An 18,405-nucleotide genomic window follows, 5' to 3' on the forward strand; every position below is an offset into this window, starting at 1 on the left:
GCGCGGAGTGCTCCTGTATGGCGCTCGCCCTGAGCCTGTCGAAGGGTCACAGCTCGACTCCCTTGCCCACTTCGGGGTTCTTCATTTCGGTCGCGTCCTGCGGGCGGCGTGACACCTGGCGACCGATGTTCTGATGAGTCTCGCGGCGACCGTGGCGCGCCCGCTCGCGGTGGGTCAGCACGATCGCGCCGATCATCGCGACGAGCAGGATGATTCCCGCGCTTTCGAACAGGAACAGGTACTTGCCGTAGAGCAGCGCACCCATCGACTGGATGTTGCTCGCCCCGGCGATCGGCGCGGCTGTGCCGTCCGGCGTTCCGAGCTCAAGCGAGCCGGCCCGGTACGCGCCGATACCCAGCACCAGCTCGGCAAGCAGGACCAGCGCGATCGCAATCCCGATCGGGAAGTTCTTCACGAACCCGGCACGCAGCTCGGCGAAATCGATGTCGAGCATCATGACGACGAACAGGAACAGCACCGCGACCGCGCCGACATAGACGATCACCAGCAGCATCGCGATGAATTCGGCACCGAGCAGGATCATCAGGCCCGCCGCGTTGAAGAAGGCGAGGATGAGCCAGAGCACCGAATGCACGGGATTGCGGCTCATGATGGTGAGCACGCCGCTGGCGACAACCAGCACCGCAAACAGGTAAAAGGCGAGAACGTGAATCATGGGGCCCCGGTTCGGTCTGCGGCGCGGTTAACGATACGGCGCGTCGGCTTCAAGGTTCGCGGCGATCGCCCGCTCCCACTTGTCCCCGTTCGCCAGCAGTTTCGCCTTGTCGTAGAGGAGTTCCTCGCGCGTCTCGGTCGAATATTCGAAGTTCGGGCCTTCCACGATCGCATCGACCGGGCACGCCTCCTGACAGAAGCCGCAATAGATGCACTTCGTCATGTCGATGTCGTAGCGCGTGGTGCGGCGGCTGCCGTCGTCGCGCGGCTCGCTCTCGATCGTGATTGCCTGCGCCGGGCAGATCGCCTCGCACAGCTTGCACGCGATGCAGCGTTCCTCGCCATTGGGATAGCGGCGCAGCGCATGCTCGCCACGGAAACGCGGGCTCAGCGGGTTCTTCTCGTAAGGGTAGTTGATCGTCGCCTTGGGCTTGAAGAAATACTTCAGCGTGAGGGCATGCGCCTTCACGAATTCCCACAGGGTAAACGATTTTATGAGCTGGGCAGCAGTCATGCCGCGCCTCCATAACGGGTGAGCATCAGCCATCCACTGACGACGACGACGAAGAACAGGCTCAGCGGAAGGAACACCTTCCACCCCAGACGCATCAGCTGGTCGTAGCGATAGCGCGGAACGGTCGCCTTCACCCAGCTGAAGACGAAGAAGAAGAACAGGATCTTCGCGAACAGCCAGATCCAGCCCGGGATCCAGTAGAGCGGCGCCCAGTCGAACGGGGGCAGGTAGCCGCCGAAGAACAGCACCGCGTTGAGTGTGCACATCAGCAGCACGTTGGCGTACTCGCCGAGCCAGTAGAGCGCGAAGCTCATCGAGCTGTATTCGGTCTGGTACCCCGCGACGAGTTCGCTTTCCGCCTCGGTCAGGTCGAACGGCGCGCGCGCGGTCTCAGCCAGACTGGAGATGAGGAACATGACCCAGACCGGAAACAGCAGGATGTTGAAGAAGAACCCGTTGACGAAGCCGAGGCCATAGCCGCGCTGCGCCTCCACGATGCCGAGCATGCTGCTGGTATTGGCGTAGAGGATCACGCAGATCAGGATGAAGCCGATCGAGACCTCGTAGCTGATCATCTGCGCCGCGGCGCGCATCGCGGAGAAAAACGGGTATTTCGAGTTCGACGCCCAGCCCGCGATGACGACGCCGTAAACGCCCAGCGAACTGATCGCGAGCACGTACAGAAGGCCGACATTGATGTTCGCCAGCACCGCACCCGAATTGAACGGAATCACCGCCCACGCGGCCAGCGCAACGGTGAAAGTGATGATGGGTGCGAGCAGGAACAGGCCCTTGTTCGCCGCGCTCGGGATGATGGTTTCCTGCAGGAACACCTTCAACCCGTCGGCGAAGCTTTGCAGCAGGCCGAACGGCCCGACCACGTTGGGCCCCCGGCGCAGCGCCATGGCAGCCCAGATTTTGCGGTCGAAATAGATCACTATCGCCACCGCCAGCATCACCGGCAGCGCGATCAGCAGGATGCCGGCGATGGTCGCGACGAACCACGCCCATTCGTAGCTCATGCCCCAGCCCTGGAAGAACTCGGTCATTCCGCGGCCTCCAGCACTTCATCGCCATGGAGCAGTTCCGCGGAGCATTGCTGCATCACCGCGCTTGCCCGGGCGATCGGATTGGTCAGGTAGAAGTCGGCGATCGGGTAGGTGATCCGGCCCTTCGCCTTCGTCGCCTTCGCTTTCGGGAGTTTGCCGAGGTCGGCTAGGCCTTCCTCGCCCAAAGCTTGTACTTCGCGGATCATTGCGGCCTGCAATTCGGCGAAGCTGTCGAACCCGACGGAGACCTCCAGCGCGTCGGCCAGAGCGCGCAGGATCGTCCAGTCTTCCCGCGCGTCACCGGGCGCGAACACCGCTTTTTCCGCGAATTGCACGCGCCCTTCCAGGTTGACGTAGGTCCCGTCCTTCTCGGCGTAGGACGCAGCGGGGAGGATGATGTCCGCCGCATGCGCGCCTTTGTCGCCGTGGTGGCCGATATAGACCTTCAGGCTGTCGGCGAAGGGGGTGTAATCCATCTCATCCGCGCCCAGCGAAAGCAGGACCTTGGGTGCTGCTTTCGCAATATCCGCAATACCGCCCTTCTGCGCGTAGCCGAGCATCAGCCCGCCCATCCGCGCGGCGGAGGTGTGCAGGACGTTGAACCCGTTCCAGTCCTCGCGAACGAGGTTCCACTCCGCGACGAAGCCCAGCGCTGCCTGCAGCGCTCCCGCCGCAAGCCCGCCTGCCCCGACGATCACGGCCGGACGCTCCGCCTTGGCAAAAGCTTCGCCGACATGCGCGGGCAGATCGTGGAGCATGGCGGCATCGTCGCCGAGGAATTCCGCGTCGTAGGTCGTGTCCCAATGCGGACCGACCACGAACACCTTGGCCCCATGCTTGACCGCGCGGCGCAGCCGGACGTTCAGAAGCGCCGCTTCCCAGCGGACATGGCTGCCCACGATCAGCACGGCGTCGGCGGTTTCGATACCCTGCAGCGTCGAGTTGAAATTGACCGCCGCGAGGTTGTCGGTCGGGTAGTCCATTCCGGTCTGGCGACCTTCCAGCAGATCCGACCCCAATGCGCCGAGCAGCTTCTTTGCCGCGAACATCGTTTCGCAATCGAGCATGTCGCCAGCGACCGCCGCGATGCTGTTGCCCGGCTTCGCCTTGGCGATCGCTTTGAACGCCTCGTCCCAACCGGCGGGCTGCAGCTTGCCGCTCTTTCGAATCCAGACCTGGTCGAGCCGACGCCGGGTCAGGCCGTCGACCATGTAGCGGCCCTTGTCCGACAGCCACTCTTCGTTGACCTCGTCGTTCACGCGCGGAAGCGCCCGCATGACCTCGCGCCCGCGGCTGTCGAGGCGGATGTTCGCCCCGACCGCGTCGGACACATCGATGCTGAGGGTCTTCTTGAGCTCCCAGGGCCGCGCCTCGAACGCATAGGGCCGCGAAGTCAGCGCCCCAACCGGGCACAGATCGATCACGTTGGCCGAGAGTTCGTGCTTGGCCGCCTGCTCCAGATAGGTCGTGATCTGCATATCCTCGCCGCGATAGAGCGCGCCGATCTCGTCCACGCCCGCGATCTCTTCCGAGAAGCGCACGCAGCGGGTGCAGTGGATGCAGCGGGTCATGATCGTCTTGATCAGCGGGCCCATATATTTCTCGGTCACCGCGCGCTTGTTCTCGTGATAGCGCGAGCCGCCGCGGCCATACATCAGGCTCTGGTCCTGCAGGTCGCACTCGCCGCCCTGGTCGCAGATCGGGCAGTCGAGCGGGTGGTTGATGAGCAGGAATTCCATCACGCCTTCGCGCGCGGTCTTCACCATCTCGGTATCGGTGCGGATTTCCTGGCCGTCGGTCGCAGGCAACGCGCAGCTCGCCTGCGGCTTGGGCGGCCCGGGCTTCACTTCGACCAGGCACATGCGGCAATTTCCCGCGATGCTCAGCCGCTCGTGATAGCAGAAACGCGGGATTTCCTTGCCCGCCATCTCGCAGGCCTGCAGCACGGTCGCGCCGTCCGGAACCTCGATTTCCTGTCCGTCTACGGTAACTTTAGGCATTATTCGGCCGCCTCCGGCAAGTTCTCTTCGATCCGCCGCTCGAGCTCGGGGCGGAAGTGGCGGATCAGCCCCTGGATCGGCCAGGCCGCCGCGTCGCCCAGCGCGCAGATGGTGTGGCCTTCGACCTGTTTGGTAACCTGCTGCAGCATGTCGATTTCGTCGATCGCGGCGTCGCCGGTGCGCAGGCGCTCCATCACGCGCCACATCCAGCCCGTACCCTCGCGACACGGGGTGCACTGGCCGCAGCTCTCGTGCTTGTAGAAATAGCTGATGCGGCTGATGGCGCGCACGATGTCGGTGGACTTGTCCATCACGATCACCGCTGCAGTGCCCAGGCCGCTGCCCAGATCCTTCAGCCCATCGAAATCCATCGGCGCGTCCATGATCTGCTCGGCCGGGACGAGCGGGACGGAAGAGCCGCCCGGGATCACCGCCAGCAGGTTGTCCCACCCGCCGGTGATGCCACCCGCGTGGCGTTCGATCAGTTCGCGGAAGGGAATGCTCATCGCTTCCTCGACCACGCAGGGACGCTCGACATGACCGCTGATCTGGAACAGCTTGGTGCCCGAGTTCTTCTCGCGTCCGAAGCTGTCGAACCAGGTGCCGCCACGGCGCATGATGGTCGGCGCGACTGCGATCGATTCGACGTTGTTGACCGTCGTGGGGCAGCCGTAGAGGCCTGCGCCCGCCGGGAACGGCGGTTTGAGCCGCGGCTGGCCCTTCTTGCCCTCCAGGCTCTCGATCATCGCGGTCTCTTCGCCGCAGATGTAGGCGCCCGCCCCGCGGTGCAGGAACACATCGTAATCATAGCCCGAGCCGCACGCATCCTTGCCGATCAGCCCGGCGTCGTAGGCCTGGTCGATCGCGGCCTGCAGCACTTCCGCCTCGCGAATATATTCGCCGCGAATGTAGATATAGGCCGCGCGCGCGCGCATCGCGAAGCCCGCGACCAGCGCGCCTTCGATCAGCTTGTGCGGGTCGTGGCGGATGATCTCGCGGTCCTTGCACGATCCAGGCTCGGATTCGTCGGCATTGATGACGAGGAAGCTGGGGCGACCGTCCTTCGATTCCTTGGGCATGAAGGACCACTTCATGCCGGTCGGGAAGCCCGCACCGCCGCGCCCGCGCAGGCCCGATGCCTTGATCTCGTCGATGATGGCGTCCTGGCCACGCGCGAGGATGGCCTTGGTATCGTCCCAATCGCCCCGCTTGCGCGCGGCATCGAGGCCCCAATCCTGGAAGCCGTAGAGATTGGTAAAGATGCGATCCTTATCGGCCAGCATCAGGCGAAACCTCCGAACACGAAAACGGCCGCGACCACCAAGATCGCGAGCAGAGCGAGCGTCTTCACGACGCCGCTAAAAACCTTCCACGCGATGACCACCAGGATCAGCGCGACGATGAGCGTCAGGACCGAGGCGGGCATCAGTTACCACCTCCGGTCTTCCTGGAGCGGAAGATACCGAGCCCGCCGAACACGACCCCCAGGATCAGCCATACGATCCAGTTATCGCCCCGCAGCATATTAATGGCCGCCAGGACGAGAAAAACAACGCCGATCACGGGAAAGCCAGCCTTCGCCATCACCATTCACCCCGGTAATCGTGATTTTCCTCGACCATTTCCTTCAGTGTGGTCGGCCCACCGACCGGCTCGCTGGTGTGGCGGCCCGGCTCCTGCGTGCCGGTCTTGGGCTGCTCGCCCGCCGCCAGGGCGTCGAGAATGGCGTCGAGCCGCTCGGGCGTCAGGTCCTCGTAATTGTCGTCGTTAATCTGGGCCATCGGCGCGGTGGCGCAATTGCCCATGCACTCGACCTCGGTCAGCGTCCACAACCCGTCTTCCGAGACGTGCCCCTTCACCATCCCGCGCTTGCGGCAGGTTTCGAACAGGGCATCGGAGCCGCGCAACATGCACGGCGTCGTGCCGCAGACCTGCACGTGGTACTTACCGACCGGCGTCATGTTGTACATGAAGTAGAACGTCGCGACCTCGAGCACGCGGATCACCGGCATGTCGAGATAGGCGGCGACGTACTCGATCACCGGCAGCGGCAGCCACCCTTGCGTATTCGTCTCCTCGCCGACCTGCCGCTGAGCAAGATCGAGCAGCGGCATTACCGCCGACCGCTGCCGCCCCTCTGGATAGCGCGCGATCGCGGTGTCGGCCTTCGCCTTGTACGCATCGGTGAACGCGAACGAGCCCCAGCGTGCGCGCAGCTCGGGTGTGTCGGGTGCGGGTGTGCGGTCAGCCATTATCGATCACACTCCCCGAACACCACGTCGATCGCGCCGAGGATGGCGGTCGCGTCAGGCAGCATGTGGCCCTCGCACATGAAGTCCATCGCCTGCAGGTGCGAAAACGCGGTCGGGCGGATCTTGCAGCGATAGGGTTTGTTCGACCCGTCGCTGACGAGATAGACGCCGAACTCGCCCTTGGGGCTTTCGGTCGCGACGTAGACTTCGCCTGCGGGCACGTGGAAGCCCTCGGTGTAGAGCTTGAAGTGGTGAATGAGAGCTTCCATCGACTGCTTCATCTGCCCGCGCTTGGGTGGGACCACCTTGCCATCGTCCGCCGCGATCGGCCCTTCGGGCATTTCGGCGAGGCACTGCTTGATGATCTTCGCGCTTTCGTAAACTTCCTTCACGCGCACCATGAAACGGTCGTAGCAGTCCGAATTGGTGCCGACGGGGATGTCGAACTCCATCCGGTCGTAAACGTCGTAGGGCTGGCTCTTGCGCAGATCCCACGGAATGCCCGCGGCTCGGATCATCGGACCGGAGAAACCCCAGGCCAGCGCATCGGCCTTGCTCACCAGCGCGATATCGACATTGCGCTGCTTGAAGATGCGGTTGTCCATGACGAGGCTCATCGCATCGCCGAACAGTTCGGGCAGGCGATTGTCGACCCAGTCGCCGATATCGGTCAGCAGCTTTAGCGGCACGTCCTGATGCACGCCGCCGGGGCGGAACCATGCGCTGTGCATGCGCGCGCCACTCGCCCGCTCGAAGAAGTTCATGCAGTCTTCGCGCAGCTCGAACACCCAAAGGTTGGGCGTCATCGCGCCGACATCCATCACATGGCTGCCGATGTTGAGCATGTGATTGGAAATGCGCGTCAGCTCTGCGAACAGCACGCGCAGATATTGCGCGCGGATCGGCACCTTGAGATTAAGCAGTTTCTCGATCGCAAGGACGTAGCTGTGCTCCATGCACAGCGGGCTGCAATAGTCGAGGCGGTCGAAATATGGCAGCGCCTGGAGATAGGTCTTGTGCTCGATCAGCTTTTCGGTGCCGCGGTGGAGCAGCCCGACATGCGGATCGACGCGCTCGATGATCTCGCCGTCCAGCTCCATCACCATGCGCAGCACGCCGTGCGCCGCTGGATGCTGGGGACCGAAATTGATCGTGTAGTTGCCGATCTCCTCCCCTTCGGTGGTGGGGGATCGTTCCTGTACCAGTCCGCTCATACGCCGCACGTCCATGTTCCATCGGCATAGCGACGCTCGTTCGCCATGTCCTTGCGCACTATCAGGTCGGCCGGCCACTGGCTGGATTCGGCCCCGACCGATTTGCCGTCGCCAGATCCACGCTCGACCGTCACGGTGTATTCGCCATCGGTCATCGTCGGCCCCGCGTCGATCGCGGGTGGGCCGCCTGGCGTGGTCCCTGTCATCAGCCGATCGACGCCGCCGACCTTGATCACGCCCATGCCGCGCGCATTCGTATCGTCGGGCGCACCCGCGATCAGCAGCACCGCATCGTCCTTCTCGAACTTGCAGCCACCTAGGTTCGGACCGAGATCGACATCGACGTTCTTCCCGATCGGCTGCAACACGGCGACCGCCGGCTCCGAACCCGAAACCTTGGGCTCCACGCCGGGCACGACATTCGTGTCCTGCCCAGCCTCGGTCTGCGCCGGCTCGCCACCGGGCAGCTTACGGTCCGCGGTCGAATCGCCGCAAGCGACGAGGCCGGCCATCGCCAGACCGGCGAGCAACAGGGATGTGCGAGAAGCCAACCTCATTGGTCGCCTTCCTTCGGTTGAGTCGCCTGCTTCGTTTCCTGCGTCTTGCCCTTGCGCTTGGGCCGGTCTTCCCGGCTCTGCGTCGGCTCGGGCGCCTCCTCCTCGGTCGTGCCCCCGTTCTTCGCTGCGGGCGGATCGTCGCCGACCGGTTCCTTCGCTTCCGCGTCGGCCTTCGGTCCCGCGCCGGTCTTGCCGGGCTTGTCGGTGGTGGAAGGTTCGTCGACCGGCGGCGTGGCCGCCTTTTCATCACCCGGAAGCACGTAGTCGGCGCCTTCCCAAGGGCTCATGAAGTCGAATTGCCGCAGATCCTGTGCAAGCTCGACGGGCTCGTACACCACCCGCTGTTCTTCCTCGGAATACCGCAGCTCGATATAGCCCGTCAGCGGGAAGTCCTTGCGGAAGGGATGCCCTTCGAACCCGTAATCGGTCAGGATGCGGCGCAGGTCGGTATTGCCTTCGAACAGCACGCCGTAGAGGTCGAACACCTCGCGTTCCAGCCAGCCTGCATTCGGCCAGAGTGTGGTAACCGTGGGGACCGGGGTGCGTTCACCCGCGCGCACTTTCACCATGACGCGATGGTTCTTCGTTACCGAAAGCAGCATGTAGACGACTTCGAACCGCTCGGCCCGGCTGGGGTAGTCGACCCCGGCGATCTCCATCAATTGTTGGTATTCATGCTCGTCGCGAAGCAGCCGCAGCGCGTCCTCGATCCGGTCGCGGGCGACATGCAGCAGGATCTCGCCATGCTCTTCGCGCGCTTCGACGAGCATGTCGCCGAGCGCACCGGAAAGCGCATCGCGCACGCCTTCGTTCGAGGCGATCTTGGGGGCGGAATGAACCACGGTCATCCGATATCTCTCGCTACCAGCCGCTTCAGTGCGAACAGAGCCAATCCCCCAGCCACGGTCACGACGAGCAAAGCCAGCGCCGCCTCGGCCACGGCCGGTGCCGACCGCAGGAAAAACTCCCTCGTACTCGGGCGAGCGAGCGCATTGAGAACCGAAACCAGAGCTACCGCAAAAACGGCTATCCGCCCGGAGAAGGTCACACGCGCGCTCATCGTTCGATTGTCCCGACGCGGCGGATCTTCCGCTGGAGCTGCATCACGCCGTACAGAAGCGCCTCGGCCGTCGGAGGACATCCGGGAACGTAAATATCGACCGGCACGATCCGGTCGCAGCCGCGCACGACCGAATAGCTGTAATGGTAATACCCACCGCCATTGGCGCAGCTGCCCATGCTGATGACGTATTTCGGGTCCGACATCTGGTCGTAAACCTTGCGCAGCGCCGGGGCCATCTTGTTGCACAGGGTACCCGCCACGATCATCACGTCTGACTGGCGCGGGGATGCGCGCGGGGCGACGCCGAACCGCTCCATATCGTAACGCGGCATGTTGACGTGGATCATCTCGACCGCGCAGCAGGCCAGGCCGAAGGTCATCCACCAGAGCGAGCCGGTGCGCGCCCAGTTGAACAGGTCCTCGGTGCTGGTGACGAGGAAACCCTTGTCGTTCACCTCGGTCTGCAGCGCGTGGAAATAATCCTGGTCCGGATGGCGGACCTCGCCCGGCTGGGCGGCGGGGGGAAGCGTGGTTTGGTCGGTCATGTCATTCCCAGTCGAGCGCGCCCTTCTTCCACGCATAGGCGAGACCGATGGCGAGTTCGAACAGGAACACCATCATCGTTAGCCAGCCGGGCCAGCCGGTCAGGTTCAGGCTCACCGCCCAGGGGAAGAGAAACGCGGCCTCGAGATCGAACACGATGAAAAGGATAGCGATGAGATAGAAGCGCACGTCGAACTGGCTGCGCGGCTCCTCGAACGCAGGGAAGCCACACTCGTATTCGGAAAGCTTGGCGGCGGTCGGATTGTGCGCGCCGGTCAGGCGCGACACGCCCATCGGCAGGAACACGAACAGCGCCGAGATGCCGAGGGCGATGCCGAGGAAAAGCAGGATGGGAAGATATTGAGAGAGATCGACCAAGGACCGGACTCGCGCGGATAAGGAAAAAGGTTTCGGGCGCGCACTAGTCCCCTGCTCCCACGGGTGCAAGGGGCTGGGCCCTGCGAATCGCTCGCAATACGGCGGGATTCAAGCCTTTTTCATTTCCCGCGCGATCGCCTTCTTAGTGGCGCTGCCATAGGGTGGGCGCAGCCCGGCGAGCTTCGCGACATCGATCTTCGGCTGCGTATAGATCGCGCGCGCATGGCTGAATTCGCGAAAGCCCTCGGGCCCGTGATAGGACCCGATGCCGGAAGGCCCCACACCGCCGAACGGCAGATCCTCCATCGACACGTGCATGACCACGTCGTTGACGGTCACCCCGCCGGAGATCGTTCGCGAAAGCACCTGCTCACGCTCGCCCGAATCGCTACCGAAATAATACAGGCCGAGCGGACGGTCGTGCGCATTGATGTACCCGATCGCCTCGTCGACGGACTTGTAGGTCTTGACCGGCAGGACGGGGCCGAAGATTTCCTCGCGCATCGCCTGCATGTCGTCGGTGACGCCTCGCAGGATGGTGAGGGGCATCTTGCGCGCATTGGTGTTGGAAAAATCCTCTCCCGCGGGATTTACCTCGATGACTTCCGCGCCCTTTTCGCGCGCGTCTGCGACCATCGCCTGGAGCCGGTCGAAATGGCGGTCGGTCACCACCGATGCGTAATCCTCGTTCTCGAGCAGGGTGGGATACATCGCGTGCACGCCCAGTTCGACCGCCGCGATGGCCCCCTCTTCCTTGTCCTCGGGCACCAGCAGGTAATCGGGAGCCAGGCAAATCTGGCCGGCGTTCAGCATTTTCCCCAGCGCGACGCGTTCGCCCGCGCGGGTCAGGTCGGCGCTTTCCCCCAAGACCACGGGGCTCTTGCCGCCAAGCTCCAGGGTCACCGGAACGAGGTTTGCCGCCGCCGCCTGCATCACCTTGCGCCCGGTATCGGTCGAACCGGTGAACACGAGATGGTCGAACGGAAGCGAAGAAAAGGTCTGCGCCACCTCCGGCCCGCCCGTCACGACGGCAATCTCGTCGCTCGCGAAAGCGCCCGAGACCAGTTCGGCCAGCAGGTCGCTGGTGCGTTCGGTAAATTCGCTCGGCTTGATCATCGCGCGATTGCCCGCCGCGAGAACCTGCATCAGCGGACCGAAGGACAGGTTCACCGGGAAGTTCCACGGGCTTAAAATCCCCACGACCCCCTTCGGCTCGTAACGGACTTCTGCCTTGGCACCCAGGAGAGGCAGCGGGAAACGCAAAGACCGCTTGTCGGTCTTCGCCCAACCCTCGGCATGTTTCAGGCAGTATTTGCCAAAGCCGATCGTGCCGACGATGTCCGTCATCATGCTGGCATCGTGGCTGCGATTGCCGAAATCGGCGCTCATCGCTCGTGCGAGATCTTCACCATGATCGACGAGCAGCGCGATCGCCTTGCGAATCCGCTCCTTGCGAACCTCGATCGGTTCGGGCCGCGCGGCGATGAAGGCCGCGCGCTGCGTCTCGAGCGTGGATCGCAGGTCGGCTTCGCTCGTTCCGGTCATGTATCGCTCCATTGCTATCGCAGGGACAGAGTCCTAACTCGCCCCCAACCTAACCATTTCCGTAGCCAGTCGAAAGGTATCCTTACCCATGACCCAGTTCGCCGCATCCGATCCGATCGTCATCCTCTCCTATGCGCGCACCCCGATGGGCGGCATGCAAGGCGCACTGGCCGATGCGAGCGCGACGGATTTGGGTGCAACGGCGGTCAAGGCGGCGGTAGAGCGGTCAGGCGTCGCACCGGAAAGCTTCGACCGCACCTATATGGGCTGCGTCCTTCCCGCAGGGCTCGGCCAGGCACCCGCACGGCAGGCGTCGATCAAGGCGGGCTTGCCCAAATCGGTTCAGGCGACCACCGTCAACAAGGTGTGCGGCAGCGGCATGCAGACCGTGATCATGGGTGCCGAAGCACTCGCGAGCGGCAGCGTGAACTACGTGGTCGCTGGCGGGATGGAGAGCATGACCAATGCCCCCTACCTGCTGAAGAAGCACCGCTCGGGCGCGCGGCTCGGCCACGACACCGCCTACGACCACATGTTCCTCGACGGGCTGGAGGACGCCTACGAGGAAGGCCGGGCCATGGGCACCTTCGCGCAGGAAACGGCGAACGAATACCAGCTCACCCGCGAGCAGATGGATGATTATTCGATCGAGTCGCTGCGCCGCGCCAATGCGGCCATCGAGAGCGGAGCGTTCGCCGACGAGATCGTTCCGGTCACGGTGACGAGCCGCAAGGGCGAGACCGTGGTCGATACCGACGAGCAGCCGAGCCGTGGCAAGCCGGACAAGATCCCGACCCTGCGACCTGCCTTCGCCAAGGACGGCACCATCACCGCCGCGACCTCCAGCTCGATATCGGACGGTGCGGCGGCAGTCGTCCTCAGCCGGGAAAGCGTGGCGAACGACAACGGTCAGAAGCCGGTAGCGAAGATCGTGGGTCTCGCCGCCCATGCGCAGGAGCCTGCCAAGTTCACCGTCGCTCCGATCGGCGCGATCGAGAAGGTGCTGGAGCAGGCCGGGTGGTCGGCGGACGATGTCGATATCTGGGAGGTGAACGAAGCCTTCGCGTGCGTCGCCATGTTCGCAATGCGCGACATCGGCATCCCCCACGACAAAATCAACGTCAACGGCGGCGGCACTGCGCTCGGTCACCCCATCGGTGCCAGCGGCACGCGCATCCTCGTGACCCTGCTCAACGCTTTGAAGCAGCAGGGCAAGAAGCGTGGCGTCGCGAGCCTGTGCATCGGTGGTGGAGAGGCCACGGCGGTCGCGGTGGAGATGGCCTGATCGCCCGATCGCTTTCGGGCTATCGACAGGGAGTATTTGCGACAGCATGCGATGAGGCGTAGTCTGGGTTCACCAAGGGGAGAGGAACCCATGAAAATTACGATACTTTTCGCGGCAGGTCTGTCGCTGTCGGCCTGTTCGGCCACTCCGGATGCCGACGCGGAGGCGACCGACACGGCGCCAAGCGTCGAGCCGGCGGCCGTTCATGCACCGCAAGATCGGTCCGGGGCTTATGAAGTAACGGCGGCGGACGGTACGAAGTGGCGCACGACCATCGGCAAGGACGGCACGTACTCGGCCGACTATGACGATGGGAAACGGGAAGACGGCACGGTGGCCGATAGTGCCGGTCAAACTTGCTTCGACAAGGATGGCGATGGCGAGCCCCGTTGCTGGACACTGTCCGAGCCCGATGCCGCGGGCGCATTCAGCGCCACCGACCAGCGTGGCGAGAGGGTATCAGTGGTCCGATCCGGGGACTGAGAAGCCCCGTCGCACCGGATGTCTTACGGTGGGCCGGCGCCCCATAGCGCGTCGGCTCGCACGTATCCGCCACGATCGCCGATCATCATCCGGCACCAGCCTTCCTCGCAAGACCCCAGCCGCCCGATCACACCCGGTTCGAGCTGCCATTTCACGCGAGCGGTCGCCGCCGGCTCGCTTCGCATCGCCACGCTATCGTCGCCCACCACGATTGCGGAGCGATCGCGCGTCAGCAACCGCGAGACCATCCAGCCCTGTGCACCTTCCGCATCGCGCACCAGGCGCCATCCTTCGTGTTCCCTGACGACCTTCATCGGCAGGCCGGGCCGATGATAGACCCATAGGATGCGATAGGATTCGCTGGGCCCCACGCGCAGATTCGCCTCCGTCGCGCGCACGCTGACCCAGTACGGTGGGGCGTCGTCGTCCCGGTCCAGCAGGGAGCACCCGCCCAGGAGAGCAGCGAACAAGACAAGGGAAGCGATCGAAGCGCGCATCGCGAATCGTCATACGGCGATCCGGCCAGCACCGGCAACCGCCAAGCCGCGCTTGACCATATCGAGACGAATGGCCAATCAGCGTGGCACATGCAGAGCGATGATCCGAGAGGCAAACGGGAACCGGGCCGCCGGGTAGAGGGCACGCCACGCGTGGTGGTGACCCGCCATCTCATGCCGGGGATCGAGGCGCGCATGGCTGAGCTCTTCGACGCGAAGCTGAACCCGGAAGACCGGCCGCTTACGCGAGCCGAGCTGATCGCGGCGATGCGCGATTGCGATGTCCTGGTTCCGACCGTCACCGATCGCATCGACGCGGCGATGATCGAGGAGGCGAAGGGCCGTCTCGGGCTGATCGCCAGCTTCGGCGCGGGTACCGACCACATCGATCTCGCCGCGGCGGCGCGGCACGGGATAATGGTCACCAACACGCCGGGCGTGTTCACGGACGATACGGCGGATCTGGCGATGGCCCTCATCATCGGGGTTCCGCGGCGTCTGCGCGAAGGGGTGGCGCTGACGCGCGGGGGCGACTGGACCGGATGGGCTCCATCCGCGATGCTCGGCCGCCAGTTGGGCGGCAAGCAATTGGGAATCGTGGGCATGGGACGCATCGGGCAGGCCGTGGCGCACCGCGCCAAGGCGTTCGGCCTGCGCATTGCCTATCACAATCGCAAGCCTCTGCCCCGTGCGATCGAAAGCATGCTTTCCGCCGATTATGTTGCGGATCTCGACGAGCTCGTCGCCAGTTCCGATATTCTCTCGCTCCACTGCCCATCGACCGACGAAACCCGCCACATGATCGACGCGGCTCGGCTCGCGATGATGAAGGACGAGGCCGCGCTCATCAACACGGCTCGCGGCGATCTGGTCGATTACGACGCGCTGGTCCGCATGTTGGAGGAAGGCCGATTGATCGGTGCGGGACTGGATGTCTATCCCGACGAACCCGCGATTGATCCCCGCCTGCTCGCCCATCCCAACGTCATGACCCTTCCTCATATAGGTAGCGCCACGGTCGAGGGACGCGAGGCGTCCGGCGAGAAGGTCGTGGCGAACATCCGCTTCTGGGCCGACGGGCATCGGCCTCCCGACCAGGTACTCGACGCGCTGGTCTGAACGCCCCTCTATCCGAGCACAGGCATGTCTTAACGGCAGCCGCGTTATCAATGCTCACGCGGCCGGGGGCGCTCTTGGCCTGGTCGGCGCGATTGTTTGCCGCTCCGCGAACCGTATCAATCGCCCGTCAGGATGCGGTCGACCAATTGCTTTACCGTCGGGGTGAAGTTGTTCGAATAGAACGGGTCCTGCTTGAACCGATAGGCGGCATGGCCCGCGAACATAAGGTTCTCGTCGACCGGGCCACCGTGGGCGATGTCCTGCAACGTCTTCTGGATGCAGAAGCTGCGCGGATCGGCGAGACGGCCGGTGGTGAAATCGTCGTGATCCTTCCAGCTGGAGAACTGGCAGTGCGACAGGCACCCCATGCAATCCTTCTGGTCCTTCCGGATGATGTCGCGGCTTTCGGGGGTGACGTAGACGATGGTGTCGTCGGGCGTTTTCAACGCCTCCGTATAGCCTTCCCCGAACCAGCCCTTCGCCCGTTCGTAGTCCTTGGGCGCGACCCAGAAGTTCTTGCCGCGCACGCCTACGTCGAGCTGCTTGGTATGCTCGCCCGCCTCTACCTTGCTGTAAGGTATCTGGCGTTCGGACCGGTGAATCAGGTCGTAGAGGAAATCGTTCTTCACCGCGCTCGAATAGAAGCCCGTCGGGCTGAAGCGGTGAAGGAGGACATCGCCCTCATCCAGGTCGCGCAGATTGTCTTTCCAGTCCTGCGGAATCGGGCTTTCTTCCGTCAGCAGGGGGCGCGTACCGAACTGGAAGGCGATCCGCCCGAGTTCGGGATTGTCGATCCAGTGGTCCCATTCGCGCAGATACCAGACCCCGCCGGCCATCACGATCGGCACATCTTCCGACACGCCTTCGGCCCGCATCGTTTCGCGCAGCGCCTTGACCCGTGGATAGGGATCTTCCGGTTTGCGGGGATCTTCGGCATTGGAGAGCCCATTGTGCCCTCCGGCCAGCCACGGGTCCTCGTACACCACGGCGGCCATCAATTCGCCTACCTTGTGATAGCTGCGCTTCCATAGGGCGCGAAATGCCCGGGCCGAACTGATGATCGGCAAATAGCAGACCTCGAACCGGGCGGCGATCTCGGCCAGCTTGTACGGCATACCCGCCCCGCAGGTGACGCCGGTGACGAGGCCTCGGGTCTGTTCGAGAACGCCTTCCAGCACGGGCTGGGCCCCGCCCATTTCCCACAGCACGTTGATGTTGATCGCGCCGTTTCCATTGGCGATATCGTGAGCGCGGCGGACCTGCTCCACCGCCCCGTCGATCGCGTAGCGGATCAATTGCTCGTGCCGTTCCTTGCGGGTCAGCTGCTCGTAGACCTGGGGAATGATCTTCCCCTCGGCGTCGTAGCTATCGGCGTTTACCGCGCTGACGGTGCCGATACCGCCCGCTGCGGCCCATGCGCCGGAGCTGGCGTGATTGGTGGCCGAGACGCCTTTGCCGCCTTCTACCAGCGGCCAGACTTCGCGTCCGCCGTATAGGATCGGGCTGAGCCCCTTGAATGCCATTGATCAAAAATTCCGTTTCTAAAGCGACTTAGCTCGCCGCATCCGTACTCCCAGCGGCGAGTCCGCCCCGGCAGGGTTCGATATCCTGCGGTCGAGGTCTTCTAGCCGCTCTGCGGAACTGTGCATAGTACCCGGAAATTTCAGGTGCGTCGCGAAAGGCGTCGAGCTGGTAACCCGCCTGCCCGAACTCGCAGGCGAGGAGGAGCGGAGCGATCCCGTGCTGATCGGCGGGCCGATCGACATCGACGACGATGACTTGCCCGCCTTCCTTCAGCGACGGCCACATGCGCCACAGAAACGCGTAGGGCTGCGCGATCTCGTGGTACATGTGGATCATGAAGACCCGGTCGAAGCTCCCCTCCGGCAAGCGCGGATCGGACGGCTGACCTTGCTTGATCGAGACGTTGTCGAGACGTTCGCGCTCGATCCGCTTACCGAGGCGATCCAGCGCGTCGCGATCGATGTCCTGCGCCAGGACCCGCCCCCCCTGCCCGACCCGTTCGGCCAGGCGAACGGTGTAGTAGCCCTCCCCGGCTCCGATATCGGCGACGGTCATGCCGTTTTCGATGCCGGCAAGGTCCATGACCTTCTGCGCTTCGTTGACGCTGTCGCGCTTCACCTCGGTGCTGAACTGGTTGGACCCGAGCGCTGATACCGGACGATCCGGGTCCGGAAACGGGGATCGCTTGGTGTTGTGCGAATCCGCGTTCGATGCCCCGCACGCCGCGAGCACGCCGATCGACGATAGCAACGCCGTGCGAACGACCATTCCGAGACGCGGCGAAAGAAGGGAAGAGCAATGCAGCATGGGGTGGCAACCTCTCGGCCGCGCCCTAGCTGTGCCGCCGAAGCCGGTAAAGACCCGCAAGCGGTGTCTGCCCCGCGTTCTAAAGGAGATAGGCCCGGACGAAGCGCCCATTGGGCGACGGCTCCAGCCGCATCGTGCCTCCTTCGGGCAGGTGGAAATCCTTGATCTGCGATAGCGGGCCGTGATGCGCCAGATGCCCTAGAACACGCTGCGCCAGCCGGTCGGCCGTCGCTGGATCGGGGCTGAAGCCCCCCTCCAGCCGTAATTCCTGGCCATTGAAGAACGCCATCCCTTCGCTTTGCAGCGCTTCACCGAGCGAAGGCGTGAGGACGCTCACCACCGACGCGGGAAACATCCCTCCGCGAATCCAACGGCCGATGTGCGAGCAGAAATAGTCCCGGTCCATCAGCAGGCTGGCGGGGGTCCATCCCACTGCCGCCACTTGGGGCATCGATGCAACCAGACGCGCCGCCAGTCCCAACCATTCGCGGATCACGGGCATGCTCCGCTTACCGGAGGCGACATGCGGCGCGGGAACGAGAAACCGGGCCGATTGCGGCGTTACCCGTACCGCATTGGGCACTTCGATACGATGATTGAAGGCAACGTCTTCGTATCCCGCATCGGCCAATGCCGGCACCAGGTCGAAGGCCATGCCACCCAGGCGCAGTTCGATCCGAGAATCGGCGCAAACGGTAATGAAGATATCGTCATGCCGGTCGAGTTCAGCGGGGATGTCTTTCGTTTGCAGCGGACTGCGAGGATCGGAAACGAGGACCACGGCCGCGCCGGAGGACCCGTCGTCCCGAGCGGCTCTCTCAACGGAAATGGTCGTTCCCCCATGGCAGCGTGACAAGTGCTGTTCCGGCTCCATGCCAATTTCCGACAATATAGTCGAGT

General features: G+C 63.9%; 22 protein-coding genes. 3 read left to right on the top strand and 19 right to left on the bottom strand.

All coding sequences use genetic code 11. The annotated features are described in order from the left end of the window. Positions 1 to 46: 46 nt before the first annotated feature. The 15 genes from MKP08_RS11265 to MKP08_RS11335 all read right to left on the bottom strand — a co-directional run bounded on the left by MKP08_RS11265 (position 47) and on the right by MKP08_RS11335 (position 11,790). On the bottom strand, positions 47 to 676 hold the full coding sequence (locus tag MKP08_RS11265) for an NADH-quinone oxidoreductase subunit J (protein WP_215228117.1): 630 nt from the start codon (positions 674 to 676) through the stop codon (positions 47 to 49). 27 nt (positions 677 to 703) lie between these two features. Next, complete coding sequence (nuoI, locus tag MKP08_RS11270) at positions 704 to 1,189, bottom strand: NADH-quinone oxidoreductase subunit NuoI (RefSeq protein ID WP_215228116.1); 486 nt, start codon at positions 1,187 to 1,189, stop codon at positions 704 to 706. Continuing rightward, entirely contained in the window at positions 1,186 to 2,238 is a 1,053-nt protein-coding gene (gene nuoH / locus MKP08_RS11275; protein WP_215228115.1) for an NADH-quinone oxidoreductase subunit NuoH, read from the bottom strand. The genes nuoI and nuoH overlap by 4 nt, the downstream gene beginning before the upstream one ends. After that, positions 2,235 to 4,238, bottom strand: a complete 2,004-nt coding sequence (gene nuoG, locus MKP08_RS11280; RefSeq protein WP_241553907.1) for an NADH-quinone oxidoreductase subunit NuoG — start codon at positions 4,236 to 4,238, stop codon at positions 2,235 to 2,237. The genes nuoH and nuoG overlap by 4 nt, the downstream gene beginning before the upstream one ends. Continuing rightward, a complete protein-coding gene (gene nuoF / locus MKP08_RS11285) occupies positions 4,238 to 5,521 on the bottom strand; it encodes an NADH-quinone oxidoreductase subunit NuoF (protein ID WP_241553908.1) in 1,284 nt (427 codons plus the stop codon). The genes nuoG and nuoF overlap by 1 nt, the downstream gene beginning before the upstream one ends. Then, positions 5,521 to 5,664, bottom strand: coding sequence for a hypothetical protein (locus MKP08_RS11290; protein ID WP_241553909.1), 144 nt, complete (start codon positions 5,662 to 5,664; stop codon positions 5,521 to 5,523). The genes nuoF and MKP08_RS11290 overlap by 1 nt, the downstream gene beginning before the upstream one ends. Beyond that, complete coding sequence (locus MKP08_RS11295) at positions 5,664 to 5,828, bottom strand: hypothetical protein (RefSeq protein WP_241553910.1); 165 nt, start codon at positions 5,826 to 5,828, stop codon at positions 5,664 to 5,666. The genes MKP08_RS11290 and MKP08_RS11295 overlap by 1 nt, the downstream gene beginning before the upstream one ends. Next, positions 5,822 to 6,490 carry an NADH-quinone oxidoreductase subunit NuoE gene (gene nuoE, locus MKP08_RS11300; RefSeq protein WP_241553911.1) on the bottom strand — a complete coding sequence of 223 codons (669 nt, stop codon included), beginning with the start codon at positions 6,488 to 6,490 and terminating at the stop codon, positions 5,822 to 5,824. The genes MKP08_RS11295 and nuoE overlap by 7 nt, the downstream gene beginning before the upstream one ends. Continuing rightward, entirely contained in the window at positions 6,490 to 7,704 is a 1,215-nt protein-coding gene (locus MKP08_RS11305; RefSeq protein ID WP_241553912.1) for an NADH-quinone oxidoreductase subunit D, read from the bottom strand. The genes nuoE and MKP08_RS11305 overlap by 1 nt, the downstream gene beginning before the upstream one ends. Further along, positions 7,701 to 8,261, bottom strand: coding sequence for a hypothetical protein (locus MKP08_RS11310; RefSeq protein ID WP_241553913.1), 561 nt, complete (start codon positions 8,259 to 8,261; stop codon positions 7,701 to 7,703). The genes MKP08_RS11305 and MKP08_RS11310 overlap by 4 nt, the downstream gene beginning before the upstream one ends. Then, positions 8,258 to 9,109, bottom strand: a complete 852-nt coding sequence (locus tag MKP08_RS11315) for an NADH-quinone oxidoreductase subunit C (protein WP_241553914.1) — start codon at positions 9,107 to 9,109, stop codon at positions 8,258 to 8,260. The genes MKP08_RS11310 and MKP08_RS11315 overlap by 4 nt, the downstream gene beginning before the upstream one ends. After that, entirely contained in the window at positions 9,106 to 9,321 is a 216-nt protein-coding gene (locus MKP08_RS11320) for a hypothetical protein (RefSeq protein ID WP_256970096.1), read from the bottom strand. The genes MKP08_RS11315 and MKP08_RS11320 overlap by 4 nt, the downstream gene beginning before the upstream one ends. Next, positions 9,318 to 9,869, bottom strand: coding sequence for an NADH-quinone oxidoreductase subunit B family protein (locus MKP08_RS11325; protein WP_215228107.1), 552 nt, complete (start codon positions 9,867 to 9,869; stop codon positions 9,318 to 9,320). The genes MKP08_RS11320 and MKP08_RS11325 overlap by 4 nt, the downstream gene beginning before the upstream one ends. Before the next feature lies 1 nt (position 9,870). Continuing rightward, the gene (gene ndhC, locus MKP08_RS11330; RefSeq protein ID WP_241553915.1) at positions 9,871 to 10,245 is read right to left on the bottom strand and encodes an NADH-quinone oxidoreductase subunit A; all 375 of its coding nucleotides are present in this window, start codon (positions 10,243 to 10,245) and stop codon (positions 9,871 to 9,873) included. 108 nt (positions 10,246 to 10,353) lie between these two features. After that, a complete protein-coding gene (locus MKP08_RS11335) occupies positions 10,354 to 11,790 on the bottom strand; it encodes a coniferyl aldehyde dehydrogenase (RefSeq protein WP_241553916.1) in 1,437 nt (478 codons plus the stop codon). Positions 11,791 to 11,878: 88 nt separating this feature from the next. Between MKP08_RS11335 and MKP08_RS11340 the strand changes: the two genes are divergently transcribed. Both MKP08_RS11340 and MKP08_RS11345 read left to right on the top strand, forming a co-directional pair. Further along, positions 11,879 to 13,075 (top strand): acetyl-CoA C-acyltransferase, encoded by a 1,197-nt coding sequence (locus tag MKP08_RS11340; protein WP_241553917.1) that lies wholly within the window; start codon positions 11,879 to 11,881, stop codon positions 13,073 to 13,075. Positions 13,076 to 13,165: 90 nt separating this feature from the next. After that, a complete protein-coding gene (locus tag MKP08_RS11345) occupies positions 13,166 to 13,558 on the top strand; it encodes a hypothetical protein (protein ID WP_241553918.1) in 393 nt (130 codons plus the stop codon). 23 nt (positions 13,559 to 13,581) lie between these two features. On the opposite strand, the gene MKP08_RS11350 is transcribed toward MKP08_RS11345, so the two are convergent. Continuing rightward, on the bottom strand, positions 13,582 to 14,055 hold the full coding sequence (locus tag MKP08_RS11350) for an SH3 domain-containing protein (RefSeq protein WP_241553919.1): 474 nt from the start codon (positions 14,053 to 14,055) through the stop codon (positions 13,582 to 13,584). 90 nt (positions 14,056 to 14,145) lie between these two features. Between MKP08_RS11350 and MKP08_RS11355 the strand changes: the two genes are divergently transcribed. Next, positions 14,146 to 15,174: a D-glycerate dehydrogenase gene (locus MKP08_RS11355; RefSeq protein WP_241553920.1), complete on the top strand. Its 1,029-nt coding sequence runs from the start codon at positions 14,146 to 14,148 to the stop codon at positions 15,172 to 15,174. 116 nt (positions 15,175 to 15,290) lie between these two features. On the opposite strand, the gene MKP08_RS11360 is transcribed toward MKP08_RS11355, so the two are convergent. The 3 genes from MKP08_RS11360 to MKP08_RS11370 form a co-directional block, all read right to left on the bottom strand. After that, complete coding sequence (locus MKP08_RS11360; protein ID WP_215228100.1) at positions 15,291 to 16,697, bottom strand: nitronate monooxygenase family protein; 1,407 nt, start codon at positions 16,695 to 16,697, stop codon at positions 15,291 to 15,293. A 28-nt stretch (positions 16,698 to 16,725) separates the two neighbouring features. Further along, positions 16,726 to 17,466 (bottom strand): class I SAM-dependent methyltransferase, encoded by a 741-nt coding sequence (locus MKP08_RS11365; RefSeq protein WP_241553921.1) that lies wholly within the window; start codon positions 17,464 to 17,466, stop codon positions 16,726 to 16,728. A gap of 118 nt (positions 17,467 to 17,584) precedes the next feature. Continuing rightward, positions 17,585 to 18,379, bottom strand: a complete 795-nt coding sequence (locus MKP08_RS11370; RefSeq protein ID WP_241553922.1) for a hypothetical protein — start codon at positions 18,377 to 18,379, stop codon at positions 17,585 to 17,587. Between the last annotated feature and the right edge of the window lie 26 nt (positions 18,380 to 18,405).

It is taken from the genome of Erythrobacter sp. LQ02-29 (assembly GCF_022576075.2).
In the GTDB taxonomy this organism is placed as follows: Bacteria; Pseudomonadota; Alphaproteobacteria; order Sphingomonadales; family Sphingomonadaceae; genus Alteriqipengyuania.

Bases quoted from the DNA above. Each gene is read 5' to 3' on its own strand.
- MKP08_RS11325 (WP_215228107.1), bottom strand. From the start codon at position 9,869: ATGACCGACCAAACCACGCTTCCCCCCGCCGCCCAGCCGGGCGAGGTC.
- MKP08_RS11370 (WP_241553922.1), bottom strand. From the start codon at position 18,379: ATGGAGCCGGAACAGCACTTGTCACGCTGCCATGGGGGAACGACCATT.
- nuoH (WP_215228115.1), bottom strand. From the start codon at position 2,238: ATGACCGAGTTCTTCCAGGGCTGGGGCATGAGCTACGAATGGGCGTGG.
- MKP08_RS11315 (WP_241553914.1), bottom strand. From the start codon at position 9,109: ATGACCGTGGTTCATTCCGCCCCCAAGATCGCCTCGAACGAAGGCGTG.
- MKP08_RS11335 (WP_241553916.1), bottom strand. From the start codon at position 11,790: ATGACCGGAACGAGCGAAGCCGACCTGCGATCCACGCTCGAGACGCAG.
- nuoF (WP_241553908.1), bottom strand. From the start codon at position 5,521: ATGCTGGCCGATAAGGATCGCATCTTTACCAATCTCTACGGCTTCCAG.
- nuoG (WP_241553907.1), bottom strand. From the start codon at position 4,238: ATGCCTAAAGTTACCGTAGACGGACAGGAAATCGAGGTTCCGGACGGC.
- MKP08_RS11360 (WP_215228100.1), bottom strand. From the start codon at position 16,697: ATGGCATTCAAGGGGCTCAGCCCGATCCTATACGGCGGACGCGAAGTC.
- MKP08_RS11310 (WP_241553913.1), bottom strand. From the start codon at position 8,261: ATGAGGTTGGCTTCTCGCACATCCCTGTTGCTCGCCGGTCTGGCGATG.
- MKP08_RS11265 (WP_215228117.1), bottom strand. From the start codon at position 676: ATGATTCACGTTCTCGCCTTTTACCTGTTTGCGGTGCTGGTTGTCGCC.
- MKP08_RS11305 (WP_241553912.1), bottom strand. From the start codon at position 7,704: ATGAGCGGACTGGTACAGGAACGATCCCCCACCACCGAAGGGGAGGAG.
- MKP08_RS11295 (WP_241553910.1), bottom strand. From the start codon at position 5,828: ATGGTGATGGCGAAGGCTGGCTTTCCCGTGATCGGCGTTGTTTTTCTC.
- nuoI (WP_215228116.1), bottom strand. From the start codon at position 1,189: ATGACTGCTGCCCAGCTCATAAAATCGTTTACCCTGTGGGAATTCGTG.
- MKP08_RS11340 (WP_241553917.1), top strand. From the start codon at position 11,879: ATGACCCAGTTCGCCGCATCCGATCCGATCGTCATCCTCTCCTATGCG.
- nuoE (WP_241553911.1), bottom strand. From the start codon at position 6,490: ATGGCTGACCGCACACCCGCACCCGACACACCCGAGCTGCGCGCACGC.
- MKP08_RS11290 (WP_241553909.1), bottom strand. From the start codon at position 5,664: ATGCCCGCCTCGGTCCTGACGCTCATCGTCGCGCTGATCCTGGTGGTC.
- MKP08_RS11365 (WP_241553921.1), bottom strand. From the start codon at position 17,466: ATGGTCGTTCGCACGGCGTTGCTATCGTCGATCGGCGTGCTCGCGGCG.
- MKP08_RS11320 (WP_256970096.1), bottom strand. From the start codon at position 9,321: ATGAGCGCGCGTGTGACCTTCTCCGGGCGGATAGCCGTTTTTGCGGTA.
- MKP08_RS11355 (WP_241553920.1), top strand. From the start codon at position 14,146: ATGCAGAGCGATGATCCGAGAGGCAAACGGGAACCGGGCCGCCGGGTA.
- MKP08_RS11350 (WP_241553919.1), bottom strand. From the start codon at position 14,055: ATGCGCGCTTCGATCGCTTCCCTTGTCTTGTTCGCTGCTCTCCTGGGC.
- MKP08_RS11345 (WP_241553918.1), top strand. From the start codon at position 13,166: ATGAAAATTACGATACTTTTCGCGGCAGGTCTGTCGCTGTCGGCCTGT.